The 15,723-nt window shown below is 57.7% G+C and carries 16 protein-coding genes; 11 read left to right on the top strand and 5 right to left on the bottom strand.

All coding sequences use genetic code 11. From position 1 onward, the window contains the following. Positions 1-5: 5 nt before the first annotated feature. Complete coding sequence (locus BLW01_RS12470; RefSeq protein WP_092570203.1) at positions 6-755, top strand: transporter substrate-binding domain-containing protein; 750 nt, start codon at positions 6-8, stop codon at positions 753-755. A 285-nt stretch (positions 756-1,040) separates the two neighbouring features. On the opposite strand, the gene BLW01_RS12465 is transcribed toward BLW01_RS12470, so the two are convergent. Further along, entirely contained in the window at positions 1,041-1,730 is a 690-nt protein-coding gene (locus tag BLW01_RS12465) for a GntR family transcriptional regulator (RefSeq protein WP_092570201.1), read from the bottom strand. Positions 1,731-1,837: 107 nt separating this feature from the next. Next, positions 1,838-3,568, bottom strand: coding sequence for an IlvD/Edd family dehydratase (locus BLW01_RS12460; protein ID WP_092570199.1), 1,731 nt, complete (start codon positions 3,566-3,568; stop codon positions 1,838-1,840). 143 nt (positions 3,569-3,711) lie between these two features. Between BLW01_RS12460 and BLW01_RS12455 the strand changes: the two genes are divergently transcribed. The 9 genes from BLW01_RS12455 to nadS all read left to right on the top strand — a co-directional run bounded on the left by BLW01_RS12455 (position 3,712) and on the right by nadS (position 10,985). Beyond that, complete coding sequence (locus tag BLW01_RS12455) at positions 3,712-4,674, top strand: tripartite tricarboxylate transporter substrate binding protein (protein ID WP_092570196.1); 963 nt, start codon at positions 3,712-3,714, stop codon at positions 4,672-4,674. Positions 4,675-4,711: 37 nt separating this feature from the next. Next, positions 4,712-5,176, top strand: coding sequence for a tripartite tricarboxylate transporter TctB family protein (locus tag BLW01_RS12450; RefSeq protein WP_092570194.1), 465 nt, complete (start codon positions 4,712-4,714; stop codon positions 5,174-5,176). A gap of 33 nt (positions 5,177-5,209) precedes the next feature. Continuing rightward, complete coding sequence (locus tag BLW01_RS12445) at positions 5,210-6,715, top strand: tripartite tricarboxylate transporter permease (protein WP_092570192.1); 1,506 nt, start codon at positions 5,210-5,212, stop codon at positions 6,713-6,715. 24 nt (positions 6,716-6,739) lie between these two features. Further along, positions 6,740-7,861, top strand: coding sequence for a mandelate racemase/muconate lactonizing enzyme family protein (locus BLW01_RS12440; protein WP_092570190.1), 1,122 nt, complete (start codon positions 6,740-6,742; stop codon positions 7,859-7,861). 22 nt (positions 7,862-7,883) lie between these two features. Continuing rightward, positions 7,884-8,816, top strand: a complete 933-nt coding sequence (locus tag BLW01_RS12435; RefSeq protein WP_092570189.1) for a dihydrodipicolinate synthase family protein — start codon at positions 7,884-7,886, stop codon at positions 8,814-8,816. A gap of 33 nt (positions 8,817-8,849) precedes the next feature. Next, positions 8,850-9,818 (top strand): 2-hydroxyacid dehydrogenase, encoded by a 969-nt coding sequence (locus tag BLW01_RS12430; protein WP_092570187.1) that lies wholly within the window; start codon positions 8,850-8,852, stop codon positions 9,816-9,818. 21 nt (positions 9,819-9,839) lie between these two features. After that, positions 9,840-10,298, top strand: coding sequence for an alpha-hydroxy acid oxidase (locus tag BLW01_RS12425; RefSeq protein ID WP_268244674.1), 459 nt, complete (start codon positions 9,840-9,842; stop codon positions 10,296-10,298). 65 nt (positions 10,299-10,363) lie between these two features. Further along, positions 10,364-10,696, top strand: coding sequence for a type II toxin-antitoxin system RelE/ParE family toxin (locus BLW01_RS12420; RefSeq protein WP_092570185.1), 333 nt, complete (start codon positions 10,364-10,366; stop codon positions 10,694-10,696). Next, positions 10,686-10,985 carry a NadS family protein gene (gene nadS / locus BLW01_RS19025; protein WP_376921570.1) on the top strand — a complete coding sequence of 100 codons (300 nt, stop codon included), beginning with the start codon at positions 10,686-10,688 and terminating at the stop codon, positions 10,983-10,985. The genes BLW01_RS12420 and nadS overlap by 11 nt, the downstream gene beginning before the upstream one ends. A 75-nt stretch (positions 10,986-11,060) precedes the next feature. Here the strand turns inward: nadS and BLW01_RS12410 are convergent, their stop codons facing one another. Genes BLW01_RS12410 through BLW01_RS12400 form a run of 3 tightly spaced genes read right to left on the bottom strand, consistent with a single transcriptional unit; the run spans position 11,061 to position 14,608 of the window. After that, positions 11,061-11,774 (bottom strand): sulfite exporter TauE/SafE family protein, encoded by a 714-nt coding sequence (locus tag BLW01_RS12410; protein WP_092570181.1) that lies wholly within the window; start codon positions 11,772-11,774, stop codon positions 11,061-11,063. Next, complete coding sequence (locus BLW01_RS12405; RefSeq protein ID WP_092570180.1) at positions 11,774-13,225, bottom strand: amidohydrolase family protein; 1,452 nt, start codon at positions 13,223-13,225, stop codon at positions 11,774-11,776. Before BLW01_RS12405 ends, BLW01_RS12410 begins: the two co-directional genes overlap by 1 nt. 3 nt (positions 13,226-13,228) lie before the next feature. Continuing rightward, entirely contained in the window at positions 13,229-14,608 is a 1,380-nt protein-coding gene (locus BLW01_RS12400) for a uracil-xanthine permease family protein (protein ID WP_217635533.1), read from the bottom strand. 111 nt (positions 14,609-14,719) lie between these two features. On the opposite strand from BLW01_RS12400, the gene BLW01_RS12395 reads away from it, so the two are divergent. Continuing rightward, the gene (locus BLW01_RS12395; protein WP_092570178.1) at positions 14,720-15,631 is read left to right on the top strand and encodes a LysR family transcriptional regulator; all 912 of its coding nucleotides are present in this window, start codon (positions 14,720-14,722) and stop codon (positions 15,629-15,631) included. Positions 15,632-15,723 lie beyond the last annotated feature (92 nt).

Raw genomic sequence — 15,723 nt, 5'->3', positions numbered from 1 at the left:
ATAAGATGAGATCACTAGTGACGACGGTAACTCTACTTTCCACGGCACTCATCAGCGGTGTTGGCCACGCCGATGATGAGCCTCTCCGGGTCGGTGTCGATGTTCCCTACGAACCTTATCAGTACAAGGATGCCGATGGCACGATCCAGGGCTTCGAAGTGGAGTTGGTCAATGCTGCATGCGAGCGTATGGAGCGTGAATGCGAATGGGTCGAACAGTCGTGGGATGGCATCATTCCTGGGCTTCAGGCACGCAAGTACGACATGATCGCTTCTGCCATGAACATTACTGATGAGCGTTCCCAACAAGTGCTGTTTTCGGATCCCTACTATCAGGTACCTTCAGTATGGGTTGGAACGCGAGGGTCCGATATCGATCTCGAAGGGGAACTGAGTGATCGCGCCATCGGTGTTCAGCAGGGAACGATCCAGGATGAGTATGTAACCCAGTTCTATCCGGAAGCGGATTTGCGCCGTTATGGCAGTACTGCCGATGTCGTCAACGACATGCATGCTGGACGACTGGATTTGGTCTTCACCGCCTTTCCGTTGGCCCAGGAAAATTTTCTGAGTGAGGATGAGTTCGAGCGGCAAGGGGAATTAGTAACTGGTCCCGAATCGATTTACGGACCAGGGATTGGAGCGGCGTTTCGAAAGCGTGATGCAGAACTTGTGGAGGAGTTCAACGCGGCCATGACGGAGCTGAAGGAAGACGGTACCTTTGATTCACTGTATGACAGCTACTTTGATGAGTAACGTTCTCCATGCTGTTTTGTATTGATTGAGCAAAACCCACATATGGAGAAGTCTCTAGCGTGTCTGAGTGAAAGGGCGTGAGTCTCCTCCAAGACCAAGTATGAAACTCAGCGACGATGTCATCGTCGCTGAGTGGATTCATGTACGCGTTCCAGCCCCTATCTTCTTGAGCTGAGTCGTGCCCGGCTGGGCATTTCCGGCCACATACTGTTGCTCGAACTGAACTGTGCATTGCCTCACGCACTTGCACTTGGCACTTACCGTCACACAACGAGATTGTGCATATCAGCTATGTCCTAGACGCAATTTATACATCTTGATATAGCTCTCTTTCGACGGTTGGATATGCTGACGGCAAAGTTCACGAAGCCGCTGACGGTCCTGCTGCTCTATCGCTTCGATCATAGCAATATGCTCGTCCCTTGCTTTTTTCAGGCTTTCAAGGTCAGTGATTGCAGCAAAACGGATCGCATGTGTCTTCTGAGCGAATTCATTGATAGTTTCAGACAGGTAGGCATTACCGCTAGCCGCGAACAGTACCTGATGGAAGGCAATGTTCAGGCGGAAGATGCTGCGCATATCCAACTGTTCCACTGCTGCGGTATGTTGACGCTGAATGTCTCGTAATTTCTCGAGTAGCCCCTTGGGAGCCGGCAAGGGCAGGGCTTCGATACCAGCGACCTCGAGCAGTTCACGCATGGCATAGAGGTCTTCCACTTCCTCTGGTGTATAGACCTTGACGAAGGCGCCGCGATTCTTGATGCGTTCGACGAGCCCGATGGTCTCAAGCTGGAAAAGCGCCTGTCGCACGATGTGGCGTTTGCCGTTGAAGCGTTCCATCAGGTCTTCTTCCACCAGGCGCTCACGAGGGTTGAGTCTCCCGAGAACGATGTCCTCTTCCACAGCGGCGACGATCTCCTCGACGCCGAGTGGTTCCATGGAAACGATAGGTTCGTTGCGTTGAGGCTTTGCCATGTGAATGTATCCTGACCAGGTTGCAGTGCTGGAATCGACCGGAGTATGGGGTTTCCCGGCTCACTGATCAATTCCTGCCATGGTATCAGGGGTTGCACCGAACTGTATCAACGCCGCGGCACCCGGCGCGTCGGCGCTTGTCGGCAATAACGGAAATCGCAGCCTTCCTCTGCTTGAAGTATTTGTTCCATGAACAGCTTTCGATAGCCACTCTGCCCTGTGGTGGAGGGAGATGGCGGCAACTGTTCCCGGCGCCGTGCCAGTTCCTCGTCGTCGACGTCGAGCTCCAACCGCCGATCGGTGACGTCGAGGCGAATGATGTCGCCGGTCCTGACCAAGGCCAATGGTCCACCGTCGGCGGCTTCAGGTGAGACATGCAGCACGATAGTGCCAGCGGCAGTACCGCTCATGCGGCCATCGGAGATACGGACCATGTCCTTCACACCTTGCGAGGCGAGCTTCTTGGGAATCGGGATGTAGCCTGCCTCGGGCATCCCCGGTGCTCCCTTGGGACCAATGTTCTGCAGCACCAGTATGTCCTCGGCATTGACATCTAGATTCGGGTCGTCGATGCGTTTTGCCAAGTCTTCCATCGAGGCGAACACCACGGCACGGCCACTGTGCCTCATCAAATCTCGCGAGGCTGCGGACTGTTTGATGATAGCGCCGTGTGGTGCGAGGTTACCGTTCAATACAGCCATCCCACCCTGGGCGTAGATCGGGTCGGTGCTGGGACGAACCACCTGCTGATTGATGATGCGCACCGAGGTATCGAGATTATCGCCGAGGGTCCGACCGTTGATGGTCGGGGTATCGAGATTGAGTAACGGGCGCAGTTCATGCAACACCGCTGCCAGCCCGCCTGCCTGGTGGAGATGCTCCATGTAATGCTCGCCGGAAGGTTTGAGGTCGACCAGAACCGGTGTCTCGTTGCTCATGCGGTCGAAGGCCTCGAGATCCACATCGATTCCCAGACGACCGGCGATGGCAGTGAGGTGAATCAGCGCGTTGGTGGAACCGCCGATGGCTAGTAGCACGCGCAAGGCATTTTCGAAAGCGGCTTCGGTCATGATATCGGACGGCGCGATACGCGCTCCGGCGATGCGTACGGCTTCGCCGCCCGTCTGTTCGGCGATGCGACGGCGGTCGGCATAGACCGCCGGTGCGGTAGCACTGCCGGGCAGCATCATGCCCATGGCTTCGGCAAGACAGGCCATGGTGCTGGCCGTACCCATCACCGAACAGGTACCCACAGTGGGCACCAACTTGTCATTGACCTCGACGATTTCCTGGTCGTCGATCTCTTCACCGCGATACGCCGCCCAGTAGCGACGACAATCGGTGCAGGCGCCGACTCGTGTGCCACGATGAGAGCCGCTGAGCATCGGGCCGGTGACCAGTTGGATGGCGGGCGTCCCGGCACTGGCGGCGGCCATCAGCTGGGCGGGCACGGTTTTATCGCAACCACCAATCAGCACTACCGCATCCATTGGCTGGGCTCGGATCATTTCTTCGGTGTCCAGCGCCATGAGATTCCGCAAATACATGCTGGTCGGGTGGGAGAAGGACTCATGCAGCGAAATAGTAGGGAAGTCAATCGGCAATCCGCCTGCCAGCATCACGCCGCGCTTAACACTCTCTACTAGCGCATCGACGTTGCCATGACAGGCGTTGTATCCACTGAAGGTATTGGCAATCCCGATCACAGGCCGTGAGAGGGCATCGTCTGTATACCCCATCCCCTTGATAAAGGCCTTGCGGAGGAAAAGCGAAAATCCTTCATCGCCATAGTTGGTCAGACGTGTCGCCATACCGCTCTTATGATGCTTCTTGCTCATGGACTGCCTCCTTTCGTGGATCGCCGTCGTTGCAGGTTCTTAGACCTTTGTCTACATATCAATAATATTATTGACAATATGATTAATAGAGTACTACGTTTCGATGGCACGCAACAAATAAAAATCCACTTGGAGTTCACGCAATGAAAATAAAGCTATTGACCGCCACTATCATGACTGCAATGGCCCTGCCGATTACCGCACATGGCGAGTATTCGGCTAGCGATGAAATCACGGTATTGCAGGGTTTCAAGGCTGGAGGCGGAAGTGATGCGTTGGCGCAATTGGCCCAGCCTTATTTGAGCGACATTCTCGATGTCGATTTCGTCAATGAGTACATTCCCGGTGCTACCGGTGGTATTGCATGGACCCGCTTGGCCAAGCAGAGTCCGAACGATGGTACTGTGATCAGCATCACCAATACTCCAATGTTGATGACTAATTACATCATCAACGAAGAAATGCAGTACAACGTCGATGAACTGACGCCTATCGCCAATGTGATCACCGATCCGGGGGTTATCGTGGTTGGTGAGGATAGTCCGTACGATACCGTTGAGGATCTCTTCGAAGCTGCTGAAGAATCACCGGGCACGGTGACCATTGGTAACTCTGGTGTGGGCGGGGATGACTATTTCTCGACCATCATGGTCGAGCGAGCATCCGGCTTGAAATTCGAGAAGGTTCCCTTCGAAGGGGATGGTCCTTCCGCCACTGCAGCTATGGGGGGCAAGATTGATGCCAGCTTCAATAACGTCGGCATTGTCTATAGTCAGATCCAGTCCGGTGACCTGAAGCCCTTAGCGGTATTAGCCGAAGAACGTCTCGATATGCTCCCGGATGTGCCCACGTTGAAGGAGAAGGATATCGACGTCGTAGCTGGGTCATCACGCGGGTATAGTGCACCTGCCGATATCCCTGATGAAGCACGTCAGGACCTCATAGAGGCGTTCGAGGAGCTAGCCGAACATGAGGAATTCCTGCAGAAAGCGGAGGACAGCGCGTTCAATATCGATATTGTGACCGGAGAGGATTACGAACAGATGATTACTGATATGGAATCCGAGTATCAGGATATCTGGGAAGAGGTCGAGGACGACGCCTGATACCTTGATTGGGCTTCATTATCCATAGGAGGTTAATGTGAATACGAGCCGCTTGGTCATGGGATTTTTTGGCCTGATACTCGCTGGATTTTTCTATATCAACGCATTGGGCTATCCGGGCGAAGCGGCTCAAATGCCCATCATATATTCCGTGGCGGTCGCTATCCTTTCCGGGCTTCTCATCTTGGGCGAGCTGACCAGGAAAAAGACCGTCACGGAGCAGGGAGGTGAGCAGGACAAAAGCCAAGGTTATACACCGAGATTCGATAGAATGTGGCGCGTGGCGAGTGTCTACCTGTTGAGCGTGGCCTATCTGATCGCAATCCGATATCTCGGCTACATCGTGTCTACCGTTCTGTTCATGTCCATTGTCCTTTTGACGGTACGAACCGTGTCTCTCCGGTTTGCGCTCATCGGCATCGGGGGGCTCACGGCCGTTGTCGGCGTGGTGTTCCTGGGGTTCCTCAGGCTACCCATTCCGCTATTTCCCACCTTTCTATAGCACATTGATCCTGGTCCGATCGGGAGACTCTCAATGGACTTGGCACTGATTTTGGGTGGGCTGACCAATGTCCTCTCACTCACGAACATCTCACTGGTTTTGCTCGGTACCTTGCTCGGGCTGTTTGTAGGCGCGATGCCAGGGCTTTCCGCCACCATGGCCTTGGCGCTGCTGTTGCCGCTGACCTTTACTCTTGAGCCGGCTACTGGTCTCAGCATGTTGGCGGCGCTATACGTCGGGGCGTCTTATGCCGGTTCCATCGCCGCCATCCTGTTGCGCACGCCGGGTACCCCCGCTGCTGCAGCCACAGTCATGGACGGATACCCGTTGTCTGAGCAGGGCCAAGCGGGTAAAGCGCTGGGCATATCACTGTTCTCGTCATTTTTCGGTGGGCTGATGAGTGGTGTAGCACTGCTCACGGCAGCACCGCTACTCGGGGTCATGGTGCTCGAATTCGGCCCTGTCGAACTCTTCGCCATTGCTGTGCTGGGCATGACCATCATCGGCTCACTGTCGCAGGGCTCGGTCGTTCCAGGCTTACTCTCCGGCGGTCTGGGATTGCTTGTCAGCACCGTAGGGATGGATACCACCACCGGCACGCCACGCATGGCATTCGGCAATATCAACCTGTTCTCCGGGATCGACTTCACTGTCGCCTTGATCGGTTTGTTCTCTGTGCCGCAGGCGCTGCTGTTAATTGAAAAGACCGGGTCACCGAGCAAGGTGGCGAGCGCTATCAAGGACCGCCTGGTACCGAAGGTGTCTGAACTCAAACGATTGATGCCCAACATCCTGCGCTCTGGCTGCATCGGTATCGCCACGGGGTTAATTCCGGGAACCGGCGGTGATACGGCGAGTTGGTTCGCTTACAACGAGGCCAAGCGCTTCTCCAAGGACAAGGCGAGTTTCGGCAAAGGCAACATCGCCGGAGTAGCGGCACCGGAGGCGGCCAATAACGCCGTAGTGGGTGGGGCGTTGATCCCGACCATCGCGCTGGGCATTCCTGGCAGTTCATCAACCGCCATACTGCTAGGCGCTTTGATGGTTCAGGGCATCCTGCCTGGACCTAATCTGCTCACCGACCATGGCGAGATTACCTTTACCCTTATCTGGGCGGTGATTCTGGCGAATTTTGCGTTGTTGGTAGTCGGGTTGATGTTTACCAAACTGTGCGTGGGCGTGACGCGCATACCCGATGGGTTCGTGGCCTGTGCCATCATTACGCTGTGCATCATCGGCTCCTTCGCGATCAACAACAGCTTCTTCGATGTCGGGTTGATGCTGGCTTTCGGCGCCTTCGGCTACTGGATGGTCAAGGCCGATATCTCACCAGCGCCTATGGTGATTGGACTGATTCTTGGTCCGGTCATGGAGAAAAGTTACAAGCAGTCGATGCTGATTGGTCAAGACAGCTTCTGGGTCTTTCTCGAAAGCCCCATCGCCACCGTGTTGCTTCTGATCGCTCTGCTGTCTTTTTTGCAGGCCACACCTTTCTTCCGCTGGATCAAATCGCTGTTCAAGATGATCCGCACTCAATAGACAAGACGAACTAAGGAGAATCCCATGACTCGTATCACTGATGTGCGCGCCAGGACAGTCAGCGTGCCGCTGGACCAACCTACCAGCTTCTCCAACCGCCGCGTACTCAAGCGCGATTATGCCTTGGTGGAAGTAACCGGTGACGACGGTCACGTCGGCATCGGCTTCTGCTATGGCGGTAGCAATGCCGGTCAACTGGTTACGTTGGCGGTACGTGAGTTGCTCAAGCCCGTGTTGCTGGGACAGGACACCCACCGCGTGGAGGGGCTATGGCGCGAGATGTACCAGGAGGCGCTGCTGCATGGGCGTACCGGCTCGGTGATGCGTGCCATCAGCATTGTCGATACAGCGCTTTGGGATCGTAACGCCCGTGCGGCCGAACTGCCGCTCTACAAGTTGCTCGGGGCCAACGAGACGGAAAGTGTCCCAGCCTACGCCAGTGGTGGTTATTACTTGGAAGGCAAGACGCCGCAGCACTTAGCGGATGAAATGCGTAGCTATGTAGACCAAGGCTTCAAGGCAGTAAAGTTGAAGGTGGGGCGTGAGCGTTTGGCCGATGAAGAAGCCCGCCTAGCAGCCGTCCGTGAGGCTGTGGGGCCGGACGTCTTGGTAATGATGGATGCCAACAACGCTTGGCGCGACCTACCGTCGGCACTGGCTTTCATGCGCATGGCTGAGCCCTACGACCCCTACTGGATCGAGGAACCGTTCAGTCCCGATGATATCGACAATCACCGCCGTCTGGCCGAGCGGACCCCGGTGCCGGTGGCCACTGGAGAGATCGAAGCCGGACGCTGGCGCTTCAAGGAGCTGCTGGACAAGGAAGCGGCGATGATCTTGCAGACCGATGCCGCGGTGTGTGGCGGAATCACCGAGTTTCGTCGAATTACTGCCACCGCCGCCAGTTATGGTGTCGAGGTGTATCCGCACTGGTTTCATGATCTGCATGTGCATTTGGTGGCAGCGGCTCCCAATGCGCCCTTCGTCGAGTTCTTCGCCGATGACCAGGTCCTGAATTTCCGTCGTCTGATCGACACCCAGCTCGAGTTCGCTGATGGGAATCTGTCGCTACCGACCACGCCAGGACTAGGCTTCGACTTTGATACCGAGGCGCTCGCTCGCTACGCGATCGACGACTGGCAATAACTATCATCAACCCGAGGACACCATGAATCAGTCTCTCCATACTGGTCGCGTATGGTCACCCGTGATCACACCATTTGCGGACGATCTGTCGGTGGATTCGCAGCGTTTCGTCACGCACTGTCGCTGGTTACTCGAAAACGATGTCGACCTGGCCATTTTCGGAACCAACTCTGAAGCCAACTCGATGACACTAGCCGAGAAGCGTCAGCTCATCGATGCTCTCGCCGAAGCTGGCATCCCCGGTGAACGCCTCATGCCAGGCACCGGCAACTGCGCTATCGGCGATACGGTGGAACTCACTCGCCACGCCGTCGACAATGGCTGTGCCGGGGTGTTGATGCTGCCGCCATTTTATTACAAGGGAGTCTCTGATGAGGGGCTATTCCGTTATTTCTCGGCGGTCATCGAGCAGGTGGCGACATCGTCACTGAAGGTCTTTCTTTACCACATCCCGCCGGTGTCGCAGGTACCACTGACACTAGGGCTCGTCGAGCGTTTGCTCAAGGCTTACCCCGGCACTATCGCCGGGATCAAGGACAGTTCGGGAGATTGGGACAATACCCTGGCGATGATTCGCGCATTTGGTGGGGAGATCGACATCTATGCCGGCAGCGAGCACTTCCTGCTCGATACCTTGTGTGCCGGTGGGGCAGGATGCATAAGCGCCACAGCCAATGTCAATCCCGGGCCGATCGCCGCCCTCGCACGTACCTGGCACGAGGATGATGCCGAGTCCCGACAGGCGGCACTGTCTGGCCTGCGTCGCGAATTCGAGCGTTTCCCGATGATACCCGCACTCAAGGCGGCAACGGCCCAGTACAGTGAGGATGCCCAGTGGCGTCGCGTGCGTCCCCCGCTGGTTGAGCTTGATGACACGCAGTGTCAAGCACTCAAGAGTGCCCTCGATACCCGAGGCTTCGCCATGCCGGGACGTGTAGGCTTTCCGATAGCATGAGCCTGGTGGTCGTTTGAGAAGGAAGGAGGCTCTATGCGAAAGCGGGTCGTGGCGGTAAGGCGCCTGCATGCAGCACATCTCGAACAACTCAAGCGGGAGTTTTACGTCGACCATTTCCCTGATCTCGATGCGGGAAATGCTGCGCGCTTTCGCGAGGCACTATACGAGGCCCATGGTCTGATCGGGGGCAAGCTCATGGTTACGCCTCAAATGCTTGACGATGCACCGAACCTGGAAGTAATCGCTACGATCTCGGTCGGCTACGATAATTTTCCGGTTGAAGAGATGACCCGCCGCGGGATTCTGCTATGCAATACGCCAGACGTGCTGACCGAGACCACCGCCGACACCGGCTTCGCGCTGATCATGGCCGCGGCCCGACGCGTACCGGAACTCGACCGGTTCGTCCGCCAGGGGCACTGGCAGATGCATATCGACGAACCGCACTTTGGGCGCGATGTCCACGGCAAGACACTCGGACTGATCGGTATGGGACGGATCGGTGCGGCGGTGGCGCGACGTGGCGCGCTGGGGTTCGGCATGTCGGTCGTCTACAGCAATGCCTCGCCGAAGCCTCACTTGGAAGCCGAGCTGGGCGCGCAGCACTGTTCGCTCAATGAACTGTTGGAGTGCTCTGACTTCGTATGCGTGACGGTACCGTTGACCAATGAGACGCGTCATCTGATCGGCCGCGACGCCTTTCGGCGTATGCAGCGTTCGGCGATTCTGATCAATATTGCCCGCGGTCCGGTTGTCGAGGAAGGCGCCTTGATCCAGGCGTTGCAGGAGGGCTGGATCGCTGGGGCTGGGCTCGACGTGTATGAACGAGAACCGCTGGCGGCGGACTCGCCGCTGCTGCAACTACCACAGGTCGTGGCGCTGCCGCACATTGGCTCCGCCACGCATGAGACCCGCGCCGCGATGGCGCAGTGTGCCGTGGATAACCTGCTTCATGCCTTGCGAGGGGAGAGACCGCCCAATAGTGTCAACGGCAATGCTTGACCTATCGATTCATCACAGGACTTGCACCTTAACTGGCGTTACCTGCAGCGGGTGAGGGAAGTGTGGCCAGGACGGCTAGTCGTCAAGGGGATCCTGCATCCCGATGATGCGATCAAAGCCCGTGATGCAGGGGCTGACGGCATCATTGTCTCTAACCATGGCGGACGCCGGTTGAACAGTACCGTCGCCATGCTGCGGGCGTTGCCGGCTGTCGTGGATGCCGTCGGGGACCTGCCGGTGATGGTTGATAGTGGCTTTCGGAGAAACACGGACGTGCTCAAGGCCCTGGCTCTGGGAGCACGGTTCGTCTTTATCGGCAGACCATTCAACTACGTCGCAGCCTATGCCGGCGAAGCGGGTGTATCGCATGCCATTCGTCTCATGTCAGACGAAGTGGCACGTAACATGGCGCTGCTGGGCGTAATGCGCCTTGACCAACTGGGCAGGGACCATCTCCACTCAAGCAACAGCGTATCCTGACAACGCGGTTTGGCAGAGGGGGCTCTGCTTGACCCAAAGTAATCCATTGGATTACTATTTAATGCATGCAAACCATCGTCGAACTTCCTGAATTCATCAAACGGGCTTCAAACCTTCTCAGTAACGATGAAAAGTATAGTATTATCAATTACTTATCTTTCCATCCGCAGGCCGGAGACATTGTTCAGGGGACTGGAGGAATCAGGAAGCTTCGTTGGTCGGCGCAGGGGAAAGGCAAAAGTGGTGGGGTAAGGGTTATCTATTACTACCATAATGGCAGTATACCGCTGTTCCTTTTGACAGTTTTCGGCAAGGGTGAGAAGGCGAATGTCTCAAAGTCAGAGCGTAATGAATTGAGCAAGCTGACTAGCCTATTGCTTCAAAGCTATGGTGATTAATATGAGTAGCGCATTTGCAAGCATAAAGCAGGGCCTGGATGAGGCTGTTGAATATTCTAAGGGACATGTGTCAAAAGCCATAGTACATGAGTTTGGTCCCGTAGAGGTTAAGAAAATTCGTGCCAAATTAGGAATGTCTCAAAATGAGTTTGCCTCGGCATTTGGCATCAGCATTAGCACGCTCCGTCATTGGGAACGTGGGGACCGGGCACCTCACGGCCCCGCGCTAGTTTTGCTGAACGTCGTATCCAGAGAGCCTGGAGCGGTACTAAAGGCGCTTAGTGCTTGATGTCAAAATGAATCGCCCCGGGGTTCGTAGATACAATATAGCATCTCCGATTCGACGGCCAAGATAGATATCTTCTCAACGAGGAATTAACAGCACCAATCCGGAAATGAATGCGAACGACAATACGCTGATACGCATCCGGCGAGCGTCGAGGCGGTGGTGAGCCAGGCGGCTGATCACGCTGCCGAGAATCAGTGCCGGGAGCAGTGCGAGTGCCCAGAACCACTGGTGGAGTTGGAACTGACCGGACAGGGCAAGCAGTATCAAGGAGATGATCTCGCCAACCAGGAAACAGAGTGCAATGGTGGCTCGCAGTTCGGGCCCCGGCTTGTGCTGGTAGAGTAGCGCCAACGGCGGTCCGCCCACCCCGGTGGCGGTTTCGGTCACGCCGGTCACCACGCCCACTGTGGCGCAGGCCCCGCGCCCAGGCTGGAATACCGGGGCGAAGACCCCTGCCAGCACGGCGAGGATCGTCGAAGCGCCGATCAACTGGTTGAGGCCGTTGGTGGAAACCACCGCAAGAATGCCAAGACCGGCAAGAGTACCAGGCAAGCGGCCCAGGCTAACCCAGCCGACCCCTCGCCAATCGATGGCGTCGCGCTCGCGCAGCCCCACGTAGGCATTGAGCGGCAGCATCAATATCAACAGCGCGACTGGCAGCAGATCGGGTCGCAGCAATCCCATCACCGGGGCCACGACCAGGGCAAAGCCGATCCCCACCGCGCCCTGGATGAATGCCGCAACGCCGGTCGCCAGGGCCAGTAGCGTGAAAGTAAGAAGTGGCTCCATCACGATTGCTGTCCTGCTGTTGTGTAACCTACCGAGCGGCGGGAAAGGAGCTCAGCCGCCGTTGGATGTACCCGGTATATAGGCGCATCTTCCACGGCCTTGGCGGCTTCGCGTGCTTGGCGCAGCAGTGCTCGACCATCCCATTCCATCGGCCAGCCCTGCCACAGTCGTAGCCGACCGTTGGTGAATACGGCGTCAATCTGGTCGCGATTGGCATAACGCACGAGTTCCCATGGACGATCCCAGGAGGGTGTCATTTCCGGCACGTCGATGTTGACCAGAAGGAAGTCGGCGGCGCATCCCGGCTTGATCTCGCCGGATAGGCCGGCAAGACCCGCGGCATCGGCGCCTCCGCGGGTGGCATGGTCGAGCCAGCGCCAACCCCCACCACATGACGCGTCGCCCGTGGTCATGCCGAAGGCCAGACGCTGGCTGGTTTCTGCAGCATCCATCAGGCGAAAGCCATCGCTGCGGGTGGCGTCGGTCCCCAGTCCGAAACGGATGCCTAGAGCCGCCATCTGCAGTGCCGGTGCCACGGCATTCCCTTTCCAGGCGCTGGCGACCGGGTTGAAAGCCACGGCGGTATCGGTATCGCGCAGCAGGTTGAGCTCATCGGGGGTGACCAGCGTGGCATGGGCCACCAGCGCCTGGGGACCCAGGGCACCCACAGTGTGAAGATGCTCAAGCGGCCGCCGGCGTTGTGCCACCAGCGAGCGTTCCACGGCCTGAAGGTGCTCGTTGACGTGAGTCTGGAAGATCGTACCGGCTTCTCCGCACAGCTGTGAGGCAGAGTGCAGCATGGCATCGCTGGCCACTTCAGGGATCGATACCGCCAGTGAGGGGCGTACCAGGGGATGGTTTTCCCAGCGAGCCAGGTGACACTCCCCTCGCTGCAGGATCGCCGCGTCCATGTCCACATCAGACACGTTGGCGGTGCCTCCTCGGTTGTTACAGATCATCCCCAACACGCAGCGTAGTCCCGTCTCCTCGGCGGCTTGAGCAATGGCGGTGGTATCGGCAGGGGAGCGGGTGCCGGCGTCGACGACGGTCGTGAAGCCGCCACGCAGTGCCTCAAAGGCCGCCAGCTTGGCCGAGAGATGCACCATTTCCTCGTCGAGGCTGGTCTCCAGCGGAATCCAGATGCGTTTGAAGATTTCCGACGGTTCGCCGAATACCAGCGACTTGCCCAGTGATTGGGTCAGATGGTGGTGGGTATCGATCATACCCGGCATCAATAGCTGGCCCGGTAGCTCGATGGGGTCGAGGTCGGGATAGCGGCGGCACAAGGCCTCGGCGTCGCCCACCACCTGGAAGACACCGTCATCGATCAGCACGGCCTGACCATGCAGGCAGCCTTCGGCCAACATCACTTCCTCGGGAAGCAGCAGTAATGGGCCATGTGTCAGACACTCCGGAAAACGCAGAGAGGTATTCGAGTTCGCGATCGACATGGATCAGTCTCCCTTGGAGGCTTCGAGGGGGGACGGGGTATCGTTGCCTTGGCGTTCTCGGCGAGGAGCGCCCAGGTGATGGAAGAGAATATTGACCAACACGGCGGTCAGCGTGCCCATGGCGAGGCCATTGCCCAACACGATCTGCAGATGCTTGGGAAACGCACTGTAGAAGTCCGGCACCACGATAGGCAGGATACCCATGGCCAGGGCAGCGGCGAGGGTGAACATATTGCCGTTCCGGTTAAAGTCGACCCGACGCAGGATGTTGATGCCCATTACTCCGATGATGGCGAACACGATCACGGCAGTCCCGGCTACCACGGCGGTAGGTATCGCATGAGCGAGACGTCCAAGCGGCGCGCACAGGGCCAGGAAGATCAGCATGGCGCCGGCGGTGATGGTCACGTACCGTGAGCGCACGCCGGTGGCGCGGATGATGCCGATGTTCTCGCCACTGGTAATGATCAGCGAGGTCCCGAAGCAGCCGCCGATCAATGAGCCGAGAGCGTCAGCACGGATATTGCGAGGCACGATGGCCTTATGGTCGCCTCCACGTTCGACGATTTCGGCAGTCGCCAAGGTCTGGCCGGTGGCTTCAGTCATCGACACCACGCAGAAGATGAGCAACGGCAGCGAGGCAATCACATCGAACTTGGGCATGCCGAACGGGAAAGGCTCAGGGACGGCGACCAGAGGCCCATCGAGTACACCGGAAAAGGACATGGCCCCTGTGGCGAACGCCACGGTGGCTCCCGCCAGCAGACCTAACATCACGCTGATGCGTTGCCACATGCCGGTGCAGCAACGCGCAAAGAGCACAGTGCTACCGATCGTCACCAGCGCCAGGGCAATGCTGCCCATGCTGGCGAATCCTGGCGAATCGGGTTGCCCCGTAATCAGGCCACCGAAGATACGAATCAAGTTGATTGCCACCAGCAGTAGCATGGTGCCGACGACAATGGGCGGGAAGAACTTCAGCACCCGGGTGAAGAAGGGCAGGGCCAGGAAATAGAACGCGCCCGTCAGGATGACCGCTCCGGTGGCGGTCTGCAGGTCAGTGGCTTGCGCGATGGTCAGGAAAATGGCCAATGGCGCACCACCGGGTACCTGAATGAACGGCAAGCGGGCTCCGAAGCCCAGAATGCCGACCGATTGCAGGATGCCGGCGAGGCCGCACGCCAGGAAGATCGCGCTCATGAGGCTGACGGTCATGGTATCCGGCAACTCGAGCGTATTGCCGATCAGGAAGGCGGCGGTAATCGGTGCTGCAGCCATCACCAGTACGTGCTGGAAGCCATACAGGAGAAGCTTGCCCAGAGGTAACCGCTCGTCGGCGGGTTCCACCTCGCTGCGGGGAGGAGTCGGAGAGGTATTCATCATGGAGCCTCTTGTTGTTGTGGTGTCCTGTCACCCTAGCGGTGCCTTTCTGTTCTGGTCCATAATAAAGTTTTGCATTCATCGTTGCCGAAAAGGCAACAGTGGGAGGATGGCATGAACCTGTTGCTGCCCGGGCTTCGCTATTTCGAGGAGGTGGCGCGACAAGGATCGCTGCGCAAGGCATCCGAGCAGTTGCATGTGGCCGCTTCGGCGATCAACCGGCAGATTCTCAGGCTGGAGGACGAGTTGGGGGTCCCTCTGTTTGAGCGGTTGCCGCGTGGGTTACGGCTGTCACCGGCAGGAGAACTGATTCTCTATCAGGTGCAGCAATGGCAGCGTGATGAACGCCGCCTGCAGGAGTACCTGGGGGAGATTCGTGGCACCGGTTGCGCCGAGGTGCGTGTCGCCACGATCGAGTCACTGACCGACCAGTTGTTACCTCGCGTGCTGTCCGAATTCAGCGGCGGTTTCCCGCGGATACGGTTCATGATGGTCACGGGATTGACTGACGACATACTCGAGCAGGTCGTCAGTGGTGATGCCGACCTTGGCCTGTGTATGAATCCCCCGGCGACGCCCAAGGTTCGATTCGTCGAGAAGGTGGAATTGGAGTTCGGGGCGGTATTGGCCCCGCACCATCCCTTGGCCGAGCGAGAGGCCTTGTGGCTTCGGGAATGCCAATCCTATCCAGCGATCTTGCCCGGTAACGAGATGTTCCACGGGTCCACGCTGCAACAGGTGTTGGCTGCGGCGGATATCGAACTGGACCCATTGGCGACGGGCAATCGTATTCTCGGCCTGAAGTCGCTGGCACGGGCCGGCTTGGGGATTGCCTTTCTCAATCGGCTCGACATCGCCCGGGAACTGGCTCAAGGCGAATTACTGTTCAAGCCGCTCAAGGATCGTCATATCGCCAAGGCCCGGCTGGTGTTGTGTACCCACAGTGACCGAGCCCTGCCGATGGCCACCGCCGTACTGGTCGAGCAACTGCGTGAAGCCATGCTTGCTATTGAGCCCGGTTCCTGAAACGTCCAGACATTGTCAGCCTGCTTTCGTAGTCACGATGTCAGTCGCGATGGACGCATAGGCGCTTTGGCGGTGGTATTTATCGCATGATT

Origin of the sequence: Aidingimonas halophila, assembly GCF_900106955.1 — a bacterium.
GTDB lineage: Bacteria > Pseudomonadota > Gammaproteobacteria > Pseudomonadales > Halomonadaceae > Aidingimonas > Aidingimonas halophila.
This window is presented reverse-complemented; position numbering and strand designations above follow the sequence as displayed.